The following is a 24,989-nucleotide window of genomic DNA, read 5'->3' as shown; positions in this document are numbered from 1 at the left end:
ATCTTAATGGTGAATTTTGCTGAATAAATAAACAAATGGGAAACAGATCGTTTCCATCGGTGCCAGTGGATATAATTTCTTAAAATTGCTCATCAGTCTCTCCCTTCGGTTAACCCGGCCTCCTGGGTTATTGATATCAGGATTTAGGGGATCATAGAACCCAAAATTTCCAGTTCGTAAAATATATTCCTTCATCCACTCAACCCCGGGCTTTTGTTCGATCTCATAAGGTAATTCCTCTGGTTTAAGCCCCAGAAGGTCAACCAGCACTTGGTGCAGAACATGGGACCAGTCCAGCATTCCCAATTTCCTGTAGATATGCTTCAATTTCCCACTATCTATTTGATCATGGAAACGGTGGTACAGGATGGCCGAATCGCATAACTGCCTGAGTCCGATACCATAGGTGACCTGATGTTTCAGGATATGCGCATTGACCTGGACAATATTGAGCAGCGGAGAAGGAATTTCAACATTGGAAGATCCAAATTCGACGGTAACATTTTCACTGCTTAATTCTTTAACCAGGTCTCTACAATATTTCAGAACAAATGGATTTCGAAGCTGGATCAATTTAAGGTGGTGTTCAATCTCTACCCCATCAAAACTGTATCCGCTGCTGTAGGCAGGTTGGATATGAAACCCTTCTCCCTGATCCTTCATCAATTGGTTCGCCCGATCATAATCTTTCCTTGTAGGGAAGAACCAATCGATATCGCCACTGACACGGACTTCGGGCTTAGGGTAGTACATGGAAACACCATGTCCCTTTTGCAGGTATGCTTTGATTCCGAATTCTTGAAACAGCCTTCCCTGATATGAAATCACCTCGGACATCTTTTTATTATTCTCCTCTATATGCTGCAATCTTACAATCCATTTGAGTAGCAGATCCTGAGGGGGAAGAAGGGTCTGAGGAAGCCCTTGGATAGCATCGGCTAAATTTCCTTCCACGGTTTGGTGAAAGGACATGCTAAATATCCTTATCCAATCTTTCCTGCTCAATCCATTGAAATAGGAATGCCTGATCGGCCGGTTCCAAAGCGAACTCCTTAACGCCTCTAGGAATGCTCCCAATGAACGTCCATCTTCCTGGCCTATAATGCTCATGATTACCTGATAAGTTTTTCAGCCTTGAAATGCTGCAGCATTTTAGTGCCGTCAATGTATGCGGTCCGTGGAGTAAGCCCGTACTCTTCGATTAAAATTTCGGCAACATCGTCTTCTGAAAAGTCCCTGCCCTGCAATTCGTTCCACAAAAAAGCAGCAGTCTTGTTCAATGAATATACCTTTGATAAATCAACCATGTCTTTTCCAGGTTCAACGATCATATATTCGTTTCCAATTTTACGTAATGTTAAGTCACCTCGTAGTCTCATGATATTTTTTTTTACTATTTTCAATTTTTACATTTATCCACCTCAATGGACGAAGGAGAAACCAGCAGATCCCTTTATATCGAAAGGAAATGCCCTTGACCTCAATAGGTTTTCCTTCCCTATGGCAGTTAATAACTCTTGCTATTACAGATTCATAGTTGACTCTTTCCACTTGAAAAAGATTATTGTCCCCGGATAGGTAACAGTATTTGCTCCCCTTAAAAATAATTCGGTGCAGCACATACCTCCCTTGCCATTTGGCCAAAACCACCTCTCCAATTTTAAACGCCCTTTTATCAGATTTATATAGCTCTACACAGTCGCCCTCTCTTAGAAATGGAAGCATACTGTTTCCTTTGACTCTGATCAGGATAGATTTATCCTTCAATAGAAAATCTTCCACCATTTGAAAGAATACTGGATTAGAGACAGTTAGGGCATCATCCATAAGTCCTCTCTAGAATTTCATAGCGTGATAAGCGATAGGCTTAAATAAATAGAGCGGCCCTTTTTTACCGGACCGCTCATTATTCGGGTTTTTCCCGGTTATAAACACTTGGTCTAATTTCTTACGCAGCGTACATTCTTAAGGGTAGTACTCAACACATCAACGCCCAATGCAGAAACACCGTTCAGTAATTCGGCGGTCTTACGTCCAGCAACAAAATTACTTCCGAGCACAGGATCAACCGTTGTGCCTAGGTATCCCCAAGTACCCATTCCTACAAGCCCTAGAAGGTTAAGCGCCTGGTCATGCGTCCATAGGGCTGTGAGGTCCCCATAACTGTCCAATAGATCGACTCCAAGATTGATTACATTTTGATCGACTAGATCTACTGAAAGATCGTTCAAGCCAAGGCCAACAAGGCCTCCGCCGTTTCCGATCGCAGTAAGTGCCGTTACGTTATTGATCTGTCCGTTATAATAAAAACGCAGTCTGTTTGATGTACTGTTGGCATCACCAAATGCATTTGATCCAGAAGCTGGCGCACCTACTACATTGCCGTACTCCACATAATTGGAGCCAACAGCTGAAACAGTAGATGGGCTGGAACCGCCCAAGAGACCACCGATGATGCTGCTCAAGACGTTACCCAATGTCCCTTCGCTGGTGGTCATGCTATTAAAGTCTGTTATTCTAGGCTGCCTCCACAATCCTTCTGGATATACTTTGGCACAAGGATCACCCTCTGTTGCAGCGGTTGCAAATGTTCCCGCAACTGTACCTCCAAAACCGAAATAACCGTTTGCCCTACTTGTCTGGGTATTATTTGCATAGAAAGCATAATCACGCCCTCCGCCATTGTTTCCTCTGTAATACAAGTTAGAGCGAGCCCATTTCACCTGATTATTACCGCCGTAATTTGTAGTCAACGGAGATTCTACCACATTCAATAATACATGATGATTCATTCCGAGTTCCGGTGTAATGGTCGAGGCAAATGGGGCTGCGGTAGCAAAGTATGTCCTAGCCAAATTTCCATCGGCATGCTGGATGGTAAGATTCTGCACAGATACCGAAAAGGTCTGTTCGGCCGTGGATGCCGTATACACATAGGCAATTTTTGCATCATTGAAGGCAGGGTCAACATTTACAAAATCTGCATAGCTTAGTGTTGGTGTATAATTAGCTCCAGCGGTGATTGCACCATCTAATAAGTTGATGCTGCCACTTGCTAAATCTAGACCAGTTACAGAAACCAGTGGGTCTCCTGTAATCTCGCCAAAAACACCAATGGTGTTCAGTTCGATGCCGATACGTGAAAAGGCATGGTTAAATAATATTCCGATCGATGGGTCGGTTGCCAAGTCTACCGTGCCCGAAGCATACAGGACATCGGTGTTCTGCGGTAGATCTATTGATCCCGATGAAGGCGCCAGTGCAGGAGCCTGATCTGAACTATTGTACGATAGTGCAACCCAGGTATAGGAAGACGCAGGATCGAGCCCTTCGATTGTTCCGGCAGTTCCTGAGGTAAGTTCAGTAGAAGTTACCAAAGTCGAGCCATCATAGATATAGACCACATACTTTAAACCATCTTCTGCAGGCGTCGCAGCTTTTAACCCAGCTGATGATGAAATGTTATTTGATCTTGCGATCACCTTTCTGCTCGCGTTTCTTGAAGGTAGTGTATTGTCTATGGATACTGCCATATCTACATCATGGAACGCATATACTTTTTGGTCCGAATGCCCGCTCGAGCTGCTATTTTTTGATGAGGCTTTTGATTTTTTATCTTTATTGCTATCACCTTCGTTAATACCCAGTACCGATATGGTTAGTTTGTCACCCTTTGGAGCTACTTCTTCAGTAGGGTCTGTCTGTTTGGAACAGCTAGTCGATAGTGCTCCAGGTAGTGCAAGAATTGCCATCATGACAACCCAATTTGCACGTTTAAGTCGAATAAAATTCATATTGTTGATTTTACTTAAGTTAAGAATTTTAGTTAACGGCAAATTATTGGCCTTCCCAATTTCCACCACCTGAACCACCATCTCCCCAATCATCGACGCCTGGAGTTGCGCCCGGGGAAGCCGCACCGGATGCGGCAGCAATACCCTGTTCGAGTTCTACGACGAGCACCTTCATCTCAGGCGCTTCGTACACTTGATTTTCCTTTTTTTTCATATGAACACTTGTTTTTGGTTAAATTTTTTTGAAACTAATATTAATTCATTGTTAATTTTTTTTTAAAATTTTTATGTAAATTAAAGGAAAATGGTAAATCCAATACTGTAAATCAAATTTATCTAAATCCCTTTACCTGCCTGAATATCTTCCTTAATGGCTAATATTTATTGATATGGTTAATTAATAATGGCAGCTTAACTAATTTAAGCTAACAACAATATTAGAAAAAAGTTTTATTAAAAACAAAATATAATAGACTTTTTAAGAAACCGCATTAAATTATAGTATATGTATTCACTCGTATTCCTTTGAAAAATACAGATCTATCTATTAAGTCAACATAAACGTTACAAATCATCTAGTTTTTCCTTAGGACTTAAAAGTTTTTTAATTTTTTGGGTCAGTATTGCAATTCTACCCCTGTTTTGATTGTCTGGCTCTCCATAACCATATCCATACCCATATCCATAGCCATATCCGCTCTTAAAGTCAACATCATTAAGCACGAGAGCCATGTTCTTAAGCTTACCTTCTACATAGAGTTCCCGAGGTATTTCGGTGAGCCTTCTATCCAGGTAATCTGCGCGGCTCACATAAATGGTTATATCGGCAAACTCTGATATCAATAAGGTATCGGTTACCAAACTAACCGGAGCCGTATCCACGATCACATAATCATATGCATTCTGTGCATATTCGATTATACCCTTAAAGTTACCGTTCATCAGCAATTCGGCAGGATTAGGGGCAATATATCCCGAATAGATCACATCAAAGGCATACGTCTTAGGATATTTCAGAACTAGCTTTTCAACTGGAATCGTGGGATCAAGCAAATACTGGGTAATTCCGATAGTGGTATGCTTAAGGTGTGATATGCCTAAATATTCCAGTACTTTAGGGGATCTGATATCTGCCCCAATTAATAGAACCCTCTTTCCGGATTGGGCAATTATACTCGAAAGATTTGTGGCTATAAAAGATTTACCCTCCCCTGATATGGTACTGGTCACATAGATGACTTTCCCTTGTTGTGTTGTCGAACCAAGCATAAAAGCGATATTGGTCCGGATAATCCGCAATGCTTCGGCCAGGGAAGTCCTTGAATTATCCTGGATGATCTTTTCATCGACTTTTGGTACCTGGCCTAATACCGGCGCTCCGATAAGTTCCTCAAGATCCTTTTTGGAGTGTATTTTGTTGTCCAGTAAAAACTTCAGATAAAGCAGGCCAAAAGGTATACTGAAACCCAATATAAGTGCTCCAATCAACACATAGAGTTTCTTTGGTGAAACTGGCACGGTATAGCCATAGGCATAATCTACCACTTTCAGGTTAGCAGGCGTGGCAGAAGCGTTGATCTCATTTTCCTCCCGTTTTTGGAGCAAAAAAAGATAGATTGATTCAACGACTTTCTGTTGCCGTGAAATGTCGCGAAATTGTAGTTCCTGATCAGGAAAACTGGATAATTTCCCTGACAGTTTCTGTTTCTGGTTTTGAAGGCTTGTGATGTTCACCTCAATTCCCTTCTTAAGATTATCAAGTGAAATCAAAAGATTATCTTTCAGCATTGATATACTTTTCTCCAAACTTACAAGCACCGGGCTCTCCGATGTACTGGACCGTAAAAGTTCAGAGCGCTCAAGAATCAGATCATTATAAGATTTGATCTGGCCTTGGACTGTTTGGTCCGTCAGCCCGATATTGGATGGCAAGAGAGAAAAATTTTCTTTACTGGAGGATTCCCGTACAATTTCTGCAAGATAGAGCTGCGTTTGATACTCCACAAGTTTCTTCTCCTGATCAGAGGCATCTTTCATCAGCAGCTGGGTTTGAGCCTGGATATCCGCTAGCTCGTTTTCACCTTTAAAGTTGGCGATCCGAGAGTCTGCGGCCCTTAGGTCCCGATTGATAAGCTCTAATCTGGAATTGATAAATGTCGATGTATTGCGAAAGACAGTTTCCTTATCATAACTTCGATCCTGATCATAGTGATCGATCAGTGAATTTAGGATCATTTCACCTTTTGCCGGCGATGTGGTTTCAGTAGACATTCGAATAGCGAAGGATTGCTCTTTGGAATTCGACTCAATATTTACCATTCCCTGAAGTATATTTACAGCAAAATCCTTGGGCAGTACCTGAATTCTGATCTCACCTGTCCATTCTGGAAAAAGACCTGTGGATAGTAGGGATATAGGACCAATTGGAGAGCTTATTTTCTGTCCTATTGTATAATCTCGTTTTTCGCCCGACTCATCCCAAATCTTGTATCCCTCCTGGCTCTTGCTGAGGTAGACCTCATAAACAACGCTATCCATTCTTGCATGTGCCGGTTCCTGAATAAGTAATCTTATTGGACTGCCTGATTTTAACAGCTCACTCTCTCGGATTTTGCCTTTTATAAAATAACTTATATGTAGTTCATTGGCGTCCACAACCTTCCTGAGGATGCGCCGAGAACGCAATATCTGGGTCTGGTCGTTCACGTATGCTGCAGAAGAAGATGTTCTTCCGGCGAGATTTGCCAGTTCGGAAAGCCCGGCCATTTCCCCACTCGCCTGCTTTTCATCCTCCAATAGAATCATGGCCTGAGTGTAATATAATTTTTGCGCATATCTAAGATATAGGAACCCAACAAATAGGGATATAACCAAAAACACTAAAAAAAGTTTCCAATGGGATAGATACAGGTCAATCTGCTGCTTTAGGGGGACTGCTTTCGCCTCCAGAGAATTTGGGCTAGTAAAATTATTCATAATAGAGTTAATGACACTTGGTATATCTTAATCTAAGCACAATTATACAGTTTAAAATTTAGACTTATATCCATCCGCTATTAAAAAATCAAAAATTCCATATTAAAGAAAAATTTATTCTGACCCTAAGACCTACAGAATTTAATTCGTTCGAAAGATAAAATCAGGTATATTAGTGCTAAACCAAGTATCATGTCATCCTCTATAAAATATTACCGTAACGACCTGGATTTGCTGCGCGCGCTAGCCATCATTTCTGTAGTAGCTTATCATCTGCAGATACCCTATTTCAACAATGGATATGTTGGAGTAGATATATTCTTTGTATTATCGGGCTTTTTGATGGCTGCTAACATTTTTTCCCGTCTGAAAGACAACAGTTTCCAATTATATTCATTTTACCTAAGCAGAGCCAAACGAATTTTTCCAGTTTACTATTCGGTGCTCCTGACATTCTTATTGTTTATTTTCCTCTTTTTTGACATCAAACTCTATGAATATAGCCTCTCTGCCATAAGTAGCGCACTATTTACCTCTAATTTTTATTATTATTTATTATCAGGATACTTCCAGCCTAAATCAGAACTCAATTTATTACTACATACTTGGTCCCTTTCACTAGAGATTCAGTATTATTTAATCTGTCCTTTTATCTTAATTTTCATTTATAGGTGTAAGGTGTTATCGAAAAACATTATTTGGTTACTGTTTATCTTAATATCAATCGGATGTATGTGGATATTGCATAGAAGCTACCATGCCTTAAATTTCTATATGCTCCCTTCAAGGTTATGGGAATTCCTTGCCGGAGGTCTTTTATTCTCTTTAAGCGGGAAATACAAGCCAAATTTTTCTGAAAGAAAGACCAATATAATAGCAGGTATAAGTCTATTATTAATTGTTTTATTTATCACTGGGGTTGTCCCAATTGACAAGTCGTCATGGCCAAACTTTACGACCGTGCCCATTGTTCTTATGACCTCATTTTTGATTTTTCTTTATCAGAAAAGTTACTTCCCCCAATTACTTCTGATTAAGTATCTCGCACTCCGATCTTACTCCATTTATCTTTGGCACTGGCCACTTATTGTTCTATCAAAATATTTCGATTGTTTTGCGGAAATATCACAGAAAACAGTCATTTTATTGATAAGTCTGATTTTATCAGAATTGACTTATAAATTGTTAGAAAGAAAATCTCCTTCATTTTCCAACAAAAAACTCTTAGTGATTCCTGCACTTTCTATTCTTACAATAGGTCTCTTCTTTCTAATAATAAAAGATGATAAGTCTATTCTAAAAGAAAAATTTACACTTAGGCAATTCTACCTTTCTTATCCCAGAAATAACACCAAGGATCAGTATGGTTATAACAAATATCATTTGAGATACAATGAAGATTTTTCGAGCTACACTAAACCATATTTAAATCCTAATATAAAAGTAAGGGAAAATTACCTCTTAATTGGAGATTGTTATGCAGCTATGTTTGCTAGCACCATTCGAGAGATGGCTCAGGAGAAGGGCATCAATTTAATTCAATTAACAGCTGATGAGGTGTTTCCGAGCAAGGAGACAATCAGCGCATATCGAGGGCCAAAAGAATTAATGAATTGGGTATTTAAAGATCTTATCCCTAGTTCGCACCAAAGAATAAAAAAGGTTATACTAATGTCCAATTATTCAGGTTACAGCAAAAAGCAAATAGAAGAACTAGTTGCGTCCAATAATCAATATTTTTCAGATTTTAATATCCCGGTAATTTATATTGGCCAGACTGAGCAATATGAAATTGAGGTGCCTACAGCTATATGGCTACAAAATAGATATAGATTAAATTTTCAGAGAAGGGTAATTCAAAAGAAGGAACTTGTTAATGACTACATGAATTCAATAATTCCTCGAGAAAATTATATAGACATTTATAAATCGTCAACAGTCCAACATTCAGACGGTAGCTCTAGTTACATTTATGATACAGAGCACTTCAGCACTTTTGGAACCAGGCAGTATATGCCCAATTTGGAACAAATTTTTAAAAGCGAAAATTAATACTAATGAGGTAATTTTTTATAATATTCTTGAATCCTAAAAAAAATCTAAATAAAAGAATAAGGCCTTACCCAGAAGGATAAGGCCTATTAACCAAGTGTTCATAATCCTCTAAGGAAAATGAATGAACAAATATAATAATGTGCTTAGAAAGAGGGGTATTTTACCAAAAATTAATAGCTAAATATCTACAAGTAATTGACTAAAACCGAATAATCAGTTATTATCAGCCTAATTATCAGATCAATATAAAACCAGGATTAGCTATCCCTGCATGTAACAATCTTACAATGCCTATTAGTGGATATTCTGGAGTAAGCAGACCCCAGCAATCTGGACAAAAAATAAATCGCCATCTGCATTTAGAAACTGTTAATGCATGGCATTCTGGCACATATTGACCCAAACACATCCCATCGGATTGAACTTAAAGTCGAAAGTCTAAGAAAAAAGAAGTAATATTGTCAGGCCAGTAGGTAATCCTGTAAAACAAAAATCAGTGGGTCATTTTTGCCAGAATATCCAATTGGTCCATCTTGAAAAACATACCATATAAAATGATTTATAAAAATAATCTATTAATCCAATAAAACACTACGATAGAGAAATCATTAGCTTTTCAATATTGACCATTAATATTTTAAGTCCTGTGGATATATCGATGAGACAATTTCTTCGATATACCCAGTTGCATAGTCAAGGAGAAATAGGAAAGGTTAAACTTAAGTCAAACGTATAAAATAATACCCAGAAAGAGAGCTATTATTGAATGAATAAATGATGAACTCAAGAATATTTGCAACTTACAGCATTCCTGATGCAAGCCGTCCAATAACTTCTTTCTAAATACTTTTTGACGGCTTGACACTTTAGGCGTTTTTTTCGAAAAAGCTTCTTTAAACATTCAGTTTCAATATCAAGAAAACAAATTATAATTTGCTTCTTAATTCTGCCTCTCTTAATTTTCAAGTTGTTAAACAATGAATATTAAGTAATTAGCATGCAGACTTTCTTAATTAATTAATACACGAGTATCTTAAAACTATCTACGTATAACCATTTGATTCGAACTATTTTTACTCAAAAATAATCTTCGCCTTTATTCTATTTTTTACTTCTAAACAGTTTCTTTGCCTTTTTTCGTAGTTTTTCTTTCATTGATACTGAACTCGAATCAATATAGCCATAACCATATCCATATCCATATCCATATCCATAACCTCTAGCGAAGTCAACATCATTCAACACAACTGCCATATTACGGAGCTTTCCTTGTTCATATAGTTCCTTAGGAACATTTAATAAGCGTTTGTCTAAGTAATTAGCACGTGCAACATACATAGTAAGATCTGCAAACTCAGAAATTAATAAAGTATCGGTTACCAAACTCACAGGAGCAGTATCAACAATTACATAATCATAATTTTCTCTACCATATTCAATCACTTCTTTAAAATGACCATTCATTAATAACTCCGCAGGATTTGGAGCAATATAACCTGAATAAATAACATCAAAGTCATAAGGAGCAGGTTTATGAATAATAATATTATCAACTGGCATATCTGGATTAATCAAATATTGTGTGATACCTATATTAGTATGCTGCAAATGGGACAAACCTAAATAATCCAATACTTTTGGCGAACGAATATCAGCCCCAATTAACAATACTTTTTTACCTGACATTGCTAAGATTCTGGATAGATTTGTCGAAACAAAAGATTTACCTTCTCCAGATGTTGTAGAGGTTACAAAAATAACAGCTGAGTCTTTTTTCGAACCTAACATAAATGCAATATTGGTTCTTAAAATACGAAAGGCTTCTGCCAAAGATGATCTATCATTATCTTTAACTACTGGATCATCTGTAGCTGGTATCTCGCCTAAAATTGGTGCGTTAAATTTCTCTTCTATATCCTTCCTTGAATGAACTTTATTATCCATTAAGAATTTAAGATATAAAATCCCAAATGGGATTAAAAATCCAGCTATTAGGGAGCCAAATAATACTATTGGTTTTTTAGGAGAAACTGGTTTACTTGAACCATACGCTTCATCAACAACTTTCAAAATTGCGGGCGTAGCAGAAGCTTTAATCTCAGTCTCCTCTCTTTTTTGTAACAAAAATAAATAAAGAGATTCAACAATTTGTTGCTCCCTAGAAATATCTTTAAAACCCCGTTCTTGATTAGGTAATTGGTTTAGTTTTCCTTCAAACTTATTTTTTTGGGATTGAACAGCATCTACATTACTTTGTAAAAGTTGTCTGTAATTAGATAATGAAGCTCTCAATGTAGAACCTATTTCACTAATACTCTTATTTAAGTTCTGAACAACAGGATTGTTTGGTGTAGCAGATTTCAACAAATCATCTCTTTCTAAAACAAGATCGTTATAACTTTTAACAGTCATTTGAATTGATTGATCTTCCAACCCAATGTTTGTTGGCAATAACTGGCCGGAATTAGTATTTACTGCCGTTCCCATCATATCTGAAAGACGTAATTGTGTTTGATATTCAACTAACTTTCGTTCATTTTCAGATGCATTTTGCATATAAAGTTGAACTTCTGAACTCATATCAACCAAATTATTTTGATCTTTATAATCCGCTACTTTAGAATCCGCCTCAGATAAATTTTTAGAAATTAAATCTAGTCTTGAATCAATAAATTGAATAGTGGCCTTACTCAATCTTGATTTATCCTCAGTTACATCTTTATTGTATTGATCAATTAATGAATTCAGTATTAACTCAGCTTTATTGATATTTCCTGAATTCATTGAAAAATTAACTACATATGATTGCTTTTCTTTATTAGGAGTAATTTGAATTAATTTCAAAAGATCATCAACATACTGATTTACAGGAACAAATGAAATTTGCATGTCTGACTCTAAAGACTTACCCCCTTGAGGGAGTATAAGAACCTTTCCAAGTGGACTTGTAAATTTTTGTCCTAAAGAATAATCTCGAATACCATTTTCTTTATCCTCTAATATATATTTATTACCACTTTTTCGAATTGTTAAGTTATATTTTACTGAGTCTAAGTTTAAATTATTAGGTTCAAGTATGACAAGACGCAGTGGGGATTGAGATTCAAGTAATTCAGAACTTTTCAAATTTCCTTTATTGAAATAAAGTGTATTTAATCTGTTTTGTTCCACAACTTTTGAAAAAATTCTCCTCGATTGCATAACATCAATCTGATCTAGAACAAAAGCAGAAGCAGGGCTACCTCCTGCTAGATTTGCAATTTCTGAAAGACCAGCTAATTCACCAGTTGCTTTACTTTCATCTTGAAGTAGAATCTTTGCAGTAATATTATAAATCTTATCAGCATAACGCAAATAGATAAAAGCACCTATTAGACACACAACGATAGAAATAATGAACCATTTCCAATAATATGTGTATTGCTCAAGTAGTTGCTTTAAATTAATTTCTGAATCTTCAGATTTATGTGATTCTAAATTTGGTAAATTGCTCATGTAAAATAGTTAAAATAAATTAGCGTACGACAACAGCAACAATCGTAATGATTAAACTAGCGATAGAAACAAAAATTGAAGTATTTTGAGTATACTTTGAAGATTGAATCTTAGCTCCATTTGGTTCAACATATATTACATCATTCTGTGCCAAGTAATACGCTGGAGAATTAAGAGCATCTTTTTTCGTTAAATCAACTCTAAACTCTTCCTTTTTACCATTTTCCTCTCTGATTACCATCACATTATTCCGAACACCATTAATAGTTAAATCACCAGCTAATCCAATAGCTTCTAGCAATGTTATTCTATCATTATTAATAGGATAAGACCCAGGATTTCTAACTTCCCCCAAAACGGTAACTTTAAAATTTCTAATTTCCATACTAATTCCTGGATTTACAATGTAACGAGAAATTTCAGTCTTTAAATAATTCATTGCTTGAGTTCTTGTTTTACCAGCTAATTTAATCTTCCCAATTTTTGGAAATTCAATATCACCATTTACATCAATCGCATAGGTTGGAATAAATGGATTTGTATTTTGCAATGTTCCTGTGTTATTGTAAGGTGATATTTGATTAAAAGGTTCTGTTGCTCGCACATCGTCAGCAGTCACTGAAATTGCTAATATATCTCCTGCTTGTAATTTAGGAGCATTTAACTCATAAGAGGTGTTCAATTGAGTTGAATCAGGTTGAAAATAAACCAGATCTTTTCTAGAAGCACATGAGCTAAGCAAACTCATAGCAACAATACAGGAGAGAAGTATTCTCATATAATACATTATTATTATTTGATCAGACGAAACAAAAACTAATCCAAATTAGTACGAATCCACAAAAATAGTGGATTATTCCTAAAATTCTAATTTTATAGTATTTTAATATAAGTCTAAATGTCTATTCTTTAAATTTCTCTTGATAATTTGTAAAAAACTCTAGACTGAAAGTATAATCGTCTAAATCTGCATGATCAATATAATGATCCGCAAACACTAACAGTTCACTATTAGGAGTCAATGCTTTGAATGCTGTCCCATATCCTGATGGTACATGAATCAGGCTATTCTGATTAGAATCTAAAATAATTTCTTCAATTTCTAGGTCTCTGCTAGTATTATTCCAATCATCGATTTTCACAATACCTAAACTAAAACATCCTGAAAGAACATAAAACCATCGTTGTTCTATCCGATGAGCCCTCCAACCACGAACTAACTCTAAATCTGAATTTTTTATAATATAAAATCTTTTAACCTCTTTCATATCAAAATCATTGACAAAGCGAATTTGTCCTCTTTGATCCTTTGCAATTCCCCCTTGAATAAACTTAAACATCTTCTCTAGTCTTTTAAAACAAATCGTTTAATAATAGAATTTTTTAATATTAAATATACTACACTTATTACAAACAATAGGATAAATGCAAAAATTATTTGAATAAAAACATCATATTTAGTTACAAAAATTACTAGCATTCCTATTACAAATTGAAAAAAACCATAGAAAAATGAAATCAACAATTTATTAAATCCACCCTCATTCCCTAAAAATTGATACAAATGGGATCTATGCGCTTCAAAAATATTTTCCTTGAACTTAAGCCTCCTTAAAATAGTCCAAACAGTATCAATACCATAAATGGTTAAAAATAAAATATAGATTAGGTTACCTGTTTTAATTATTAATGCACCTAAACAAAACAATAGAATATATGCTATAGAAACGGCGCCAACATCTCCAGCAAAGGTTTTTGCTTTAGTTCGAAAGTTAAAAAAGGTAAACACCAAGATTCCAATCAATAAATAAGAAATCAATTTTTGATCAATAAAATTGATTCTAAAATTTACTATCAGTAGTAAACTGCCAACAGATAAACTATATATTGCGGTCATACCATTAATACCGTCCATAAAATTATAAGCATTTATCCCACCAACTACAACGATAAAGGTTAATATTAGATAATACCAAGGTAATGAGAAGATATTTAATTGATAGACCATTAATAATACAGAACCAAAGTGAACCAATAACCTAATTTTATTAGATAAGGATAATACATCGTCTAAAAAGGATACTAAGGTCATTAAAGTTAAACCCAAGAAAAACCAAGGATATTGATATCCGGAATATATAAAGTAAGCTAGCGCTCCAAAATAAAATATTATTCCTCCGCCTCTTAAAGTAAGTGTATTATGTGAAGATCTCTGATTTGGTTTATCTATAATACCATATTTCTCAGCAACTTTAAAATATAATACCTCAACACTTAATAAAATAGTAAATAAAACAATATATTCCATAATTTTTATCTGTTAAAGGATGTAACAGTTTTTATTATCCCCTCCTCAACAGTATTTGGTAAATCTGTAATATCCAAGGCATCCTTAATTTTTTGATTGGAGACAACATATGACTCAGTTAACTTCTTTAATCTTTCTGAATTTAGAGGAAGAGAAATTTTATCTCCAATCTTCACTAAACCTTGAATTATTCTCTTGTTAATTCTAAGAATTCTTGATTTCTTGTTTAATGTAATAGAAATTAAAGACACTAAAGTATTTGTAGATATTGATTTATCGTCAGCGAAATTATAAACACCCGATTCGATCTCAACATTCTCTAACATAGCTTTGATTAAATAACATAAATTATCAATCCCTAAAAATGAACGTTGATTTTCAAAGGCTCCTAATGGCCAAGGAATACCTTTCTTAACAATATTAAACAGTAAATTTAAATTACCCTTATTACCTGGACCATGAATCATACAAGGACGGATTACAAATAGCCGCTTACCTTCCGGTAATTCTTTTGACAATAAATACTTTTCAGCCTCAAGTTTAGACCTTCCATATGGTGTTTGCGGATTCCCTATTACATTTTCAATTAAATCATAATCAATTGTATCAGCAACAGCTTTTACTGAACTGAAATAAAAGAAATCCCTAACTGAAGAGTTAATAAATTTATCAAATAATTCAATAGTTAAATCACGGTTAACTTTAAAATATTCACTTGCTTCAGAAAAATTGGATGTATCATGAGCTTTACCAGCAAGATGTATCAAAGCATTGGAATCAAGCGGAAATGATTTAGACCAATCATTCTCCCTAACATTCAGATTTTTAACTATATAATTATTATTTCTTAAATAAGCATGAAGATTATGACCTACAAATCCTGACATGCCAGTTATAGTTATCTTCATTTATTTTATAGTAATGAATTATAAATTCTTAAATGATTGTTAATAACATGATTAATATCAAATTCATTTTCTGCTTTTATTCTAGCCTCTTTCCCCATTTCCACCATATCATCAGGATTATTTATAAGTTTCTCAATAGCCTCTGCCAATGCTAATCCATTTTTTATTGGAACTTTATAACCATTTAGTCCTTCATCAACACAATCCTTACATCCAATTGCATTTGTAGTAACAATTGGCCTACCAATTGCACAAGCTTCAATTAAATTTTTTGGTAAACCTTCACGATATGAAGGAAGGACTACTATATTGGAATTTTTATATTCATCTAAAACATTTTCTACATGTCCTTTCCATAAAATATAATCCCCGTCTGACCAACTTTTTAAATAATCTGCACTGACAGAAGTTCTATTTTCATCATCAGCCTTACCTATTAAAATAAATTGAATTTTATTTCTATACTTATCTTTAAGATATTCTGTTGCCTCCCTTAATTCCCTAACTCCTTTATCCCACAGCATTCTACTTGCAAATAATACTTTAATACGCCCTGAGAAATGCTGAGGTGTAAAAGCAAATTTTTGTAAATCGATTCCAGATCCTTTTATTATATTTATTGAATTACACTTATCTAAAACATTATGGTTCAATAATACATTTTTATCTTCATTATTCTGAAAAATAAACGATACATTGCTTTTATTAGCTCCTTTTCTCATTAAAAACAAAATAATTTTTTGCATAAGACCAATTCTTCCTGCAGTAAACATATATCCCATTCCACTTATAGCATTTACAATACCATTAATACCAACTTTTTGAGCTGCCAATGAACCATAAACAACAGGTTTAATAGTAATTTGGTGAACAACATCAGGTTTAACAGTTTTATAAAGCTCAACAAATCGTTTGTATAAATTAAACTCTTCAATTGGATTAGTACCTGAACGAGAGAGAGGAAAGTTAATAAATTTTACTCCTTCTGTCTCTATTTCGCCTCCGCGACCAGTATCTTCGCAAGCAACATATACATTCCACCCAGATTTAACTGCAGCTATTGCCAAAACTAATCTATGTGAAATCAAGAACCAATCTACGTTCGTGACTATCAATAATTTCTTCATTAAAAAATATGCCTTAAATAATAGTAATATTTAAAAAATTAATTATTAACCTTGATTTTCCGTTTTATTAGGTCGTTTTTAAATGAATTAATTGATGAATTTGTTGATTTTATATCATTTAATTCTACACTAGGCATATAATAAAAATTACTACCGAATCTACCAATTCCATTTCTTCCATTCCAAGAAGAATTAGAAATTTTTATTGTACCATTAATCCTTTTAAAATTGGATTTATAAGAACTTCTTAATCCTGCTAGTAATATACTTTGACTCGATTGAAAATCTTTGTGATTGTTTATTTTAATACTTACTTGTTTTTGATTCGGGCCAATCAATTTAGTCAAAACTATACCTATCCCCATCTCATTATTATTTAAAGTATTTATATTTATTAGACTTATTTCTTGTAATATGTCATTGTTATTATTTGGTTCAATAACTAATCCCCCCTCAGGTGCTGTCCCATTTTGATTTGACAATAAAATATCATAAATCGAAATATTTGAGCCACTGATAATTGAGATAGCATTTCTTCTATTATTGTCAATCATACCTCCCTGAACAAAAATTTCCGATGAATTTCTTTGACCTGGCAACCTATTTATATAAATCCCATCGCCCCAACAATTTGATATATTTGGATTAAATATTTTAACATTGTTTGCGGATAATACGTTAATTCCCATACCCCATTCACCAGATTTGCCCAAATGCACTTTACGATCTCCTACCAAATGTGGATTAATAATTGAAATATTATTTGAATTTTCTATTGATAAAATCGCATACTTCTCTTTTGTTGTTCCCTTAAGAATTAATTGAGATGAAGTCCTAAAATATAAGTTTCTATCACTTGGTATTTTTAACCCATTATCATTTATTAAAACCTTAAAATCTGGCATTAAGATGTTCTTATTTTCATTAATTGCCTTCTGCAAAAAGTGTGTATAATCTACCGTCCCATCTGATTTAAAATTCTTAGGTAGATATGTTGTTGCATCAATAAAATTGATTCCTTTAATTTGATTTGAAATACTAACTTTTATTGGATTTAATTTATTCGAATATTTGAATTTTTCTTGAGCAAATCCATTAAAAATGAATAAGAAAAGAATGCAACATATAATAATTTTTTTCATAGTAATTTATATATTTTTTAACACTTTACAAGGAATACCACCAACTATTGTTCCAGTTTCAATATCTTTATTAACAACAGCACCCGCGGCAGCAATACTTCTGGAGTTTATAGTTACCCCGGCCAAGATTCTAACACCACAGCCAATCCAAACATCGGATTTAATAATCACAGGCTGAAAAGTCTCTGGATTATATTTGATTGGAATATTTGAATTATACCAAGTATGATTAGCCGTTAAAATTGAACAATTATGGGCGATTGAGACATTATTTCCAATGAAAAGATTACCTGCTCCTTCTAAATAACAATAATCATGAATACTAACGTTATTCCCAATTTCTATATTTTTGTGGTTCTTTATTACAACATATTTCCCCACATATACATTATCTCCAACTTCTTTACATATAGCTTTTAAAAGTATGTACCTAAATGCAATAAAAATTTTACCTCCATGATTCGAAATACAGTCCCATAAAAATAGTATTAAGAAATTGGGGAATAAACTAAACACGAAAGCAAACCCTCTTAACATTGGCTTTGCTAATTTAAAAATATCATTACCTCTCATTATTAATTTTTTGAACCTTAATAGTATTATTCCAACAGTCTTTTAAGTAATACAAATAACCAATTGGCATAGTAATTATTGATAAGAAATTTACTTCTATAAATGAAAATTTGTTTTCCAAACTAGTGGGTCTACAAAATGCAAATCTCCAATAATTAATTAGTGATTTTATCTTAAGTCGCAATTTAGTATTAGGATTATATACTAATTCTTTATATAATAAGGTAGAATATTGAGAATTTTTTTGTCTATTTTTAATGCTATTGCTTGATAATCCACCTTCAAGATACTCACCTATATATATAATTTCATTAAAATATCTCATTTTATATTCAATTGACATTCTATTCCAAACAATTGATTCTGCTACAAACTTTTCTCCATTTATATCTGGAAAATAAAATTTTCTAAATAATTCTGTCTTTAACACATGTGCTAAATCAGCCGTTACTTTGTATTTTTCTCTCCGTTCAATTAAATTAGAATCTGTAATTTGATTTGGGAAAAATTTGCCTCCAATAACTTGTCCATTTTCAAACCCTCTGAATCCAGTAACTCCAATATATGCCGCATCACCTTTTATATCAGAATAATACTTCAGAATAATCTCCAAACTATTTGGCAACAAGTAATCATCACTATCTACTATAAAAAATAATTCTCCCTTTGCAACATCCAAACCTTTATTTATGGCTCTATGTTTCCCCCCATTATTTTGCTTTATATATTTTATATTTAGAACACCTTCTATAATAAAACTATTAACTATTTCTTCAGTCTTATCAGTACTCCCATCATCTACCACAACCCATTCAAAATCATTAATAGTTTGAACTTTTAAACTATTATAAAGCTGTGTTAATGTGTTTGCTCTATTATAGGCTGGAGTAAAAATTGTAAAAATCATTGTATTAAAATATTAAACTGAAAGAATTTTATAAGACTTAATTAAGAAGACTACTAAAAGAAATAATGAAGTATATATCTCGACATACTTGATCGATTTAAATCTAAATAGTGGATAAATTATTACAAGAGGCATTAAAAATTCTGAAAGGTATGCAAATCTTACAGCAAAATTAGCGTGAAATGCAGCTATATAGATACAACTTGACAACAAATAGGTTATTGATATTGAGTAAAAAAATTCGTCATAAACTTTTTTAATAACAATAAAATAAAAACTAATAACAATTGGTGATATACTATAAACCAGAAAGTTAACAGGAACATTAAATATCTTACTTGTCTCTAACTCATTTGAACCTTCAACATAATTTCCTAAACGATCTAAACCTAATGGAACCATTCTTAAAAAATCCACACCTAGAGCAGATAGAATTAGCAATACAACCCAAACAAAATAAACAATTTTTATATTTTTTATATATTTAGATAATAAGAGAAATGTTGCTGGGATTATCATTGAAGCATGTATCAATGCTGAAATTATTAATAGTAGAAATTGCTTATAATTTTTAAAATATTTAAAAGAAAAAATAAACAATGATGCAGCAAGTCCATTTCTTATACCATTAGCACCATAAAGAAAAAAATTGGGGCTTATTAAAAAGAATAGAAAGAAATAAATTACATTTTCTTTTAAAACTTTTTGAACTCCAAATAGAGGAAGAAATAAATATCCAAATGAAACCAACACAAAAAGATAGGTAATATCGTCGGTAAATCTAGAAAAGAGAAAATTTATTGAATCCCATAAAATATCTTTACGAAATTCAAAATTAGACATTGGTGAAAAAACATACTCGTATAAATATTTATAGGTTTTAGTATCAACTCCGACTTCAACATCGCGAAAACCAAACATAAGAGCAATAAAAAATGCTAACGTATAGGTTAATGTATATTTGATGAATTGACATCTCTTGAATTTGTTAACATATACGTTGAACCCTACAACGAACATTAACATTAATGCTACTAGGATTGTAAGATATAATTCTTTTAAAAAGTTTAATTCAATCTCACCCACTTATTTTCAATTAATAATATTACAATAAATTCCAATTAAACAAAATCCCAACTATTTTTTGCTTGACACTAAGATTATTAAGTTTTAAAGGATAATAGTTCTTAACTTTTAATTCGTTGTACATTTCCTTCTTAAAGTGATTACTAAAATGTGAATTTCTCAGTTTCAACATTATTGATAAAAGAATCTGTTGTTTTTTCCGTCCAACCCCCACAACTATACCCTCATTTTTACAATTTTCTAATATTAAATTTGACAGACTATCAACAACTTTAATTAAATCCTTAATTAACTTCTCCCTATGTTTAATATTTTTATTATTCATTGTAGAAGAAGATCTGATCAAATAAAAATAAACTGGTAATCCATCATACTTAACCCTTGATACATATGTTAAAAATCTAGTCACAAATTCCTCGTCTTCATGATAAATCCCTTCTAATAATTTTAAATTATTCTCTTTAATAATTTTGCTTTTGTAAAAATATCGAGCCATAGCTCCTGAAATCGTAAATTCTTTCAGGAATTCAGGCCCATTCATTGTTCTATTAAAAGTTCTATAAGTATCTTTAACCTTTAATTCTTCACCATTTTCAGACACTTTGATAAATTTAATTGGATATAAGTCCAAATCATTTTTAACTGCGACATCTAATGCTTTTGAAAATAAATTTGAATCAACGTAATCATCGGAATCTAAACAAAAAATATAGTCACCTTTCGAGTGATTAATACCCAAATTTCTCGCCGAACTTTGTCCACCATTTGGTTTATTAATCAATCTTAGGTTTCCATTATTAATCATTAATGATTCCACAATTTTTGCTCCTTTATCAGTAGATCCGTCATTAATGACAATAATTTCATATTCATCCTTACGCAAATCAGAATCAAGAACCGATTGAATGCACCTAGCGATATATTCCTCAGTATTATAAAGAGCTATGATAACGGTCAATTTCATTTCGTTAAACATTTTCTCTTAAAAATTCAATTGATTTTTCTCTAAGACTTTCAAGTCTTTTGTTGACTAAATCATAGTCTATCTTTTTGTCTTTTAATTCATTTATAGAAAAAATAGAGTCTTCAAAAATTAATCTATCCTCAAGACCAAGTTGCTTTAATAAGGAAGCAAATCTGGAAACTCCTCTATTTTTATTTGCAATAGATATAAATTGTTTATTATAGATAATTGAGAAAACAGTACCATGAAAAGAGTCAGTTATTACAAATTCTGAATTTTTAAAATGATACAACCATTCAGAAATTGATGGTTTAGTATTACTTTTTTTCACATCCTCTTCTAAATGGATCATATCAACATCTAAATTAATAGATTTTGCAAAATTCTCAATGAATTTAGATTTCGGTTCAGTTAAATCTAATACATAATTAAACAAATTAATTTTTTTTAAATGATTCTCCGATTCAATAATTTCGTCATAGAAACTTCTTTTTGGTAATAAAGTTGGATCTAAAACTTGAATCCCATTATCGACTGAAAAATCTGAAATCAAAAGCTCTATCCCTTCCTTCTCCCTAACTGAGATGGCATCAAACTTATTTAACAACTTTATTACATTTTTCTTTGATTCTTCATTACCTTCCCAAAAATCAACACCAAAAGAAGCTGCGTAGGATATTCTTCTCTGATTATCTTTTGCAAAAGACAAAAAATACACATCTAGATCGCGATTAACATATTTATATCTCCAGACTTGATCACTTCCAACCACTAGAGTATCCATGTTTTTACATTCATTCACCAAATCAAATTCATTAAATATTTCATGTGTTTTATTTAAGAAATATTCTGAAATAAATTTATCTATTTTTCCAAGATTTCTCTTTCGTTGAGTATGATTATTATAATCAAATAATTTATAAAACGGATTATTTGACAATACTTTTTTTAATAAAACCTTTGAATTAGATAGATTATATTTTTTATCAATTAAAATTGGTTCATGACCTAAATTTTTAATTACACTGTATAATGCCGCTATTTGAATTATTCCGCCATAGTTATCTATTAATGGCATTGTAAGTAAACCTACTTTTTTCATTTTTAATCAATTATAAAATATTCTTCAATTTCTCTTCTTTCGGATAAACAAATCTTGAACTCATCAGTAATCTCACCAATTGGTATTAAACATATTATTTTTTCTGATGGACTAATTTTAATAAGTTCATTAAATTTTTTTTCATCTACAATCGTTTTTCCCCAATTTGCAGGGCAGTTACCAATCTTATAAAAATGTAAAGAATACAACAAGTTCATTAAAAATATTCCTCCATCAATATAAAACTGATTTCTTTCCCCCACTGTATAAAAATAATTACGATCAGTGGTAAGAATTAAAAGTTGACCAACATTATCTGAATAACCTGTAAATCCCCCTTGAATTTTAAGCATCTTTTCAATTTTATCTTTATCTTGGACAAGATAAACCTTGGATGCTTGTCTATTACAGACGGACGGAGAATTACCTGCTAATTTAATTGCTTCTGAAATTTTCGAAACAGGAATTAATTTACCTGTAAAACTTCTCACACTTCGTCTAGAAAAGGAAAAATCATAAAAATCACTTGAATTTTTTAAATAGAAATCATCTTTCGAGTATTCAATTGCTCCTGAAAACTTAGAATCATATCGCTCACCTAAAACACTCTTATAATATGAGTATTGCCTTTCATTAAAATAATTTTGGATATCAACACCTTCACTTAAATGAAATTCGTAATATTCACACATAATTTTGTAGGCGACTTGTATTTGACTTTTGAAAGAGTTATTCTTTACAATATCCTTGTTCAAATTTCGATTCAAAGAAATTATTCTGTTTTTAGCAAACCTCACCTTTTTCCTATAAAATAACAATCCTTTTTCAACAGAATGATAATCAAGAATTATTTGAGATTCAATTTTATTAAAATTTCTTCTAGAAAATACTGTTGAATACTTAAAATAAAATATAAAGTCTATTAAAAAATTATGGATTAATCCTAATAAATTTCTAACCCATAAATAAATTTTCACTAGCTTATTAAATAGGTTTTCACCTAGGATTTTTTTTATTATATTTTTCATAAAAATTATAAAATATGTTTTTTAAAAAAAAACGTTCTTCTTTTTTCAGTCCAAGCGACCATATCAAAATTAATGAGAGCAAAATTATTCCACTAGTATTTAGGATTAACTCCATCCAATTTTCCGAAGTGCCCGTTTTTTTGTAGAGAAATAATACAATTAAAATTAATGTAAAAAAAACAAAACCCATTTTTAATAAATAATCCCTTAGAAATTTCTTAACGTCAAAACCAGGAATATTTTTTAAAAAGAGCATCCTAGTAAAAAGAGCCAAAAAATTAAACAGGATAATTGAAATAAATATAATTGAAGGGTCTTGAATAATATTAAGCAGTAAAAAATTGACAGGTAGATTTAATATAAGAATAGTTCCAATTATTATTTGATATACTTTAATTTTTCCAGTGGCCTGAACTATTGTCATCAACGGACCAGAAATTGAATCTATTAATATACCAATTAAGGCCAATTGAACAAAAACTATTGTATTAGAAGGAAACTCTTTCAACCATTTTTCCAAGATAAAATTCATACTAAAACATATAGGAACTATGATCATCATCATTAAAAAAAATGAAAACTTAGCTCCCCTCATAACCAAATTCGAAGATTTTTCAAAATTTTGACTCGCATAATTTTGAATTATTTGCGGATTAAGAGCTAATTGAAAGTTACTTACAAACATTAGAATTGCAGATTGCACCTGCATCATTATTCCATAAGCAGCATTAATCGTTGTTCCAAAAAACAGATTTAAGACTATGTTATTTCCTTGTACTCGTGAAACAGCTGCTAGGCTCCCAAATAAATTCCATCCGGAATATTCAAGAAGTTCTTTAATATAATCCTTATCAAAAATTAAAGAAAACTTACTCTCTTTAAAATTGAGTCTACAATAGATTTGGTAAAAAACTCGAATTATTAAAGCTACTATAAAAGTCAAAATTGAATAAGTAACTAATTTATCATTACCGAAAGAATTAAGTAAAAAAACTATTATCAACTTTAACATTATTTCGAATATTGACATATATGCAAAAACATTCATTTTTTCCCTAGCCAATATCAAGGAATTATATGGAACTTGAATTATACCTAAAAGAAATGTAAATATTGAAAATTGGTATAAAATACTAACTGCATTAACCCTTTCGATAGGAAAAATCATTCTATTATGAATATACCACAATCCTAAAGTCTCTGCTAAAATCAATAATAGTATGGCAATAATAATATGAATAGTTAGAGCCGAACTAAAAGTTTTTTTTAATTTTTCTTCATTGCCTACTCCAATGTCATAAGACAAATATCTTTGTGTTGCTGCTGACATGGAAGCGTTGAAAAAACCCAGCATGGAAACAATTCCCCCTACTAAACTATAAATTCCAAAATCATTCACACCTAACTCAATTAAAACTATTCTTGAAGTATAGAGTGAAACTCCCATTATCAAAAACATTCTTACATAGAGAAGGAAGGTATTTTTTACTATTTTTTTTGAAGTAGACATGAACTATGTTGCTA

Annotated in this window: 21 protein-coding genes; 1 reads left to right on the top strand and 20 read right to left on the bottom strand. The window is 32.5% G+C overall.

Annotated elements, in window-relative coordinates; genetic code table 11:
- Positions 1–3: 3 nt before the first annotated feature.
- The 6 genes from E0Y80_RS00610 to E0Y80_RS00590 form a co-directional block, all read right to left on the bottom strand.
- The gene (locus tag E0Y80_RS00610; protein WP_156305393.1) at positions 4–1,110 is read right to left on the bottom strand and encodes a nucleotidyltransferase domain-containing protein; all 1,107 of its coding nucleotides are present in this window, start codon (positions 1,108–1,110) and stop codon (positions 4–6) included.
- Positions 1,111–1,112: 2 nt separating this feature from the next.
- Positions 1,113–1,379: a PqqD family protein gene (locus E0Y80_RS00605; protein ID WP_156305392.1), complete on the bottom strand. Its 267-nt coding sequence runs from the start codon at positions 1,377–1,379 to the stop codon at positions 1,113–1,115.
- Positions 1,363–1,827, bottom strand: coding sequence for a S24/S26 family peptidase (locus tag E0Y80_RS00600; RefSeq protein ID WP_156305391.1), 465 nt, complete (start codon positions 1,825–1,827; stop codon positions 1,363–1,365). Before E0Y80_RS00600 ends, E0Y80_RS00605 begins: the two co-directional genes overlap by 17 nt.
- A gap of 113 nt (positions 1,828–1,940) precedes the next feature.
- Complete coding sequence (locus E0Y80_RS00595; protein WP_156305390.1) at positions 1,941–3,794, bottom strand: hypothetical protein; 1,854 nt, start codon at positions 3,792–3,794, stop codon at positions 1,941–1,943.
- Positions 3,795–3,837: 43 nt separating this feature from the next.
- Positions 3,838–3,987, bottom strand: coding sequence for a hypothetical protein (locus tag E0Y80_RS20545; RefSeq protein WP_197091429.1), 150 nt, complete (start codon positions 3,985–3,987; stop codon positions 3,838–3,840).
- A 371-nt stretch (positions 3,988–4,358) separates the two neighbouring features.
- Positions 4,359–6,770 carry a GumC family protein gene (locus tag E0Y80_RS00590; RefSeq protein ID WP_156305389.1) on the bottom strand — a complete coding sequence of 804 codons (2,412 nt, stop codon included), beginning with the start codon at positions 6,768–6,770 and terminating at the stop codon, positions 4,359–4,361.
- Between the two features lie 192 nt (positions 6,771–6,962).
- Here E0Y80_RS00590 and E0Y80_RS00585 point away from each other — a divergent pair, with 192 nt between their 5' ends.
- On the top strand, positions 6,963–8,822 hold the full coding sequence (locus E0Y80_RS00585; protein ID WP_156305388.1) for an acyltransferase family protein: 1,860 nt from the start codon (positions 6,963–6,965) through the stop codon (positions 8,820–8,822).
- 1,104 nt (positions 8,823–9,926) lie between these two features.
- On the opposite strand, the gene E0Y80_RS00580 is transcribed toward E0Y80_RS00585, so the two are convergent.
- The 14 genes from E0Y80_RS00580 to E0Y80_RS00515 form a co-directional block, all read right to left on the bottom strand.
- Positions 9,927–12,320 (bottom strand): GumC family protein, encoded by a 2,394-nt coding sequence (locus E0Y80_RS00580; protein WP_156305387.1) that lies wholly within the window; start codon positions 12,318–12,320, stop codon positions 9,927–9,929.
- 19 nt (positions 12,321–12,339) lie between these two features.
- Entirely contained in the window at positions 12,340–13,098 is a 759-nt protein-coding gene (locus tag E0Y80_RS00575) for a polysaccharide biosynthesis/export family protein (protein ID WP_231595876.1), read from the bottom strand.
- A 124-nt stretch (positions 13,099–13,222) separates the two neighbouring features.
- Positions 13,223–13,660, bottom strand: coding sequence for a WxcM-like domain-containing protein (locus tag E0Y80_RS00570; protein ID WP_156305385.1), 438 nt, complete (start codon positions 13,658–13,660; stop codon positions 13,223–13,225).
- 5 nt (positions 13,661–13,665) lie between these two features.
- Positions 13,666–14,628: an MraY family glycosyltransferase gene (locus tag E0Y80_RS00565; RefSeq protein ID WP_156305384.1), complete on the bottom strand. Its 963-nt coding sequence runs from the start codon at positions 14,626–14,628 to the stop codon at positions 13,666–13,668.
- A 5-nt stretch (positions 14,629–14,633) separates the two neighbouring features.
- The gene (locus tag E0Y80_RS00560; protein ID WP_156305383.1) at positions 14,634–15,536 is read right to left on the bottom strand and encodes an NAD-dependent epimerase/dehydratase family protein; all 903 of its coding nucleotides are present in this window, start codon (positions 15,534–15,536) and stop codon (positions 14,634–14,636) included.
- Between the two features lie 5 nt (positions 15,537–15,541).
- Complete coding sequence (locus E0Y80_RS00555) at positions 15,542–16,663, bottom strand: glycosyltransferase family 4 protein (protein WP_156305382.1); 1,122 nt, start codon at positions 16,661–16,663, stop codon at positions 15,542–15,544.
- Positions 16,664–16,701: 38 nt separating this feature from the next.
- Complete coding sequence (locus tag E0Y80_RS00550; RefSeq protein WP_156305381.1) at positions 16,702–17,805, bottom strand: hypothetical protein; 1,104 nt, start codon at positions 17,803–17,805, stop codon at positions 16,702–16,704.
- Between the two features lie 6 nt (positions 17,806–17,811).
- A complete protein-coding gene (locus E0Y80_RS00545; protein ID WP_197091428.1) occupies positions 17,812–18,378 on the bottom strand; it encodes an acyltransferase in 567 nt (188 codons plus the stop codon).
- Positions 18,368–19,285, bottom strand: coding sequence for a glycosyltransferase family 2 protein (locus E0Y80_RS00540; RefSeq protein ID WP_156305380.1), 918 nt, complete (start codon positions 19,283–19,285; stop codon positions 18,368–18,370). Before E0Y80_RS00540 ends, E0Y80_RS00545 begins: the two co-directional genes overlap by 11 nt.
- A 12-nt stretch (positions 19,286–19,297) precedes the next feature.
- The gene (locus E0Y80_RS00535) at positions 19,298–20,371 is read right to left on the bottom strand and encodes an EpsG family protein (protein WP_156305379.1); all 1,074 of its coding nucleotides are present in this window, start codon (positions 20,369–20,371) and stop codon (positions 19,298–19,300) included.
- A 19-nt stretch (positions 20,372–20,390) separates the two neighbouring features.
- Entirely contained in the window at positions 20,391–21,335 is a 945-nt protein-coding gene (locus E0Y80_RS00530) for a glycosyltransferase family 2 protein (protein ID WP_197091427.1), read from the bottom strand.
- A 4-nt stretch (positions 21,336–21,339) separates the two neighbouring features.
- Positions 21,340–22,437 carry a polysaccharide pyruvyl transferase family protein gene (locus tag E0Y80_RS00525; RefSeq protein ID WP_156305377.1) on the bottom strand — a complete coding sequence of 366 codons (1,098 nt, stop codon included), beginning with the start codon at positions 22,435–22,437 and terminating at the stop codon, positions 21,340–21,342.
- 2 nt (positions 22,438–22,439) lie between these two features.
- Entirely contained in the window at positions 22,440–23,465 is a 1,026-nt protein-coding gene (locus tag E0Y80_RS00520; RefSeq protein WP_156305376.1) for a nitroreductase family protein, read from the bottom strand.
- Positions 23,434–24,975, bottom strand: coding sequence for an MATE family efflux transporter (locus E0Y80_RS00515; protein ID WP_156305375.1), 1,542 nt, complete (start codon positions 24,973–24,975; stop codon positions 23,434–23,436). Before E0Y80_RS00515 ends, E0Y80_RS00520 begins: the two co-directional genes overlap by 32 nt.
- Positions 24,976–24,989 lie beyond the last annotated feature (14 nt).

It is taken from the genome of Sphingobacterium endophyticum (assembly GCF_009733535.1).
GTDB lineage: Bacteria > Bacteroidota > Bacteroidia > Sphingobacteriales > Sphingobacteriaceae > Sphingobacterium > Sphingobacterium endophyticum.
Note: the sequence above shows the minus strand (reverse complement) of the source record. Positions and strands in the feature narration are given on the sequence as shown.

Bases quoted from the DNA above. Each gene is read 5' to 3' on its own strand.
- E0Y80_RS00610 (WP_156305393.1), bottom strand. From the start codon at position 1,110: ATGAGCATTATAGGCCAGGAAGATGGACGTTCATTGGGAGCATTCCTA.
- E0Y80_RS00605 (WP_156305392.1), bottom strand. From the start codon at position 1,379: ATGAGACTACGAGGTGACTTAACATTACGTAAAATTGGAAACGAATAT.
- E0Y80_RS00600 (WP_156305391.1), bottom strand. From the start codon at position 1,827: ATGGATGATGCCCTAACTGTCTCTAATCCAGTATTCTTTCAAATGGTG.
- E0Y80_RS00595 (WP_156305390.1), bottom strand. From the start codon at position 3,794: ATGAATTTTATTCGACTTAAACGTGCAAATTGGGTTGTCATGATGGCA.
- E0Y80_RS00590 (WP_156305389.1), bottom strand. From the start codon at position 6,770: ATGAATAATTTTACTAGCCCAAATTCTCTGGAGGCGAAAGCAGTCCCC.
- E0Y80_RS00585 (WP_156305388.1), top strand. From the start codon at position 6,963: ATGTCATCCTCTATAAAATATTACCGTAACGACCTGGATTTGCTGCGC.
- E0Y80_RS00580 (WP_156305387.1), bottom strand. From the start codon at position 12,320: ATGAGCAATTTACCAAATTTAGAATCACATAAATCTGAAGATTCAGAA.
- E0Y80_RS00575 (WP_231595876.1), bottom strand. From the start codon at position 13,098: ATGAGAATACTTCTCTCCTGTATTGTTGCTATGAGTTTGCTTAGCTCA.
- E0Y80_RS00570 (WP_156305385.1), bottom strand. From the start codon at position 13,660: ATGTTTAAGTTTATTCAAGGGGGAATTGCAAAGGATCAAAGAGGACAA.
- E0Y80_RS00565 (WP_156305384.1), bottom strand. From the start codon at position 14,628: ATGGAATATATTGTTTTATTTACTATTTTATTAAGTGTTGAGGTATTA.
- E0Y80_RS00560 (WP_156305383.1), bottom strand. From the start codon at position 15,536: ATGAAGATAACTATAACTGGCATGTCAGGATTTGTAGGTCATAATCTT.
- E0Y80_RS00555 (WP_156305382.1), bottom strand. From the start codon at position 16,663: ATGAAGAAATTATTGATAGTCACGAACGTAGATTGGTTCTTGATTTCA.
- E0Y80_RS00550 (WP_156305381.1), bottom strand. From the start codon at position 17,805: ATGAAAAAAATTATTATATGTTGCATTCTTTTCTTATTCATTTTTAAT.
- E0Y80_RS00545 (WP_197091428.1), bottom strand. From the start codon at position 18,378: ATGAGAGGTAATGATATTTTTAAATTAGCAAAGCCAATGTTAAGAGGG.
- E0Y80_RS00540 (WP_156305380.1), bottom strand. From the start codon at position 19,285: ATGATTTTTACAATTTTTACTCCAGCCTATAATAGAGCAAACACATTA.
- E0Y80_RS00530 (WP_197091427.1), bottom strand. From the start codon at position 21,335: ATGAAATTGACCGTTATCATAGCTCTTTATAATACTGAGGAATATATC.
- E0Y80_RS00525 (WP_156305377.1), bottom strand. From the start codon at position 22,437: ATGAAAAAAGTAGGTTTACTTACAATGCCATTAATAGATAACTATGGC.
- E0Y80_RS00520 (WP_156305376.1), bottom strand. From the start codon at position 23,465: ATGAAAAATATAATAAAAAAAATCCTAGGTGAAAACCTATTTAATAAG.
- E0Y80_RS00515 (WP_156305375.1), bottom strand. From the start codon at position 24,975: ATGTCTACTTCAAAAAAAATAGTAAAAAATACCTTCCTTCTCTATGTA.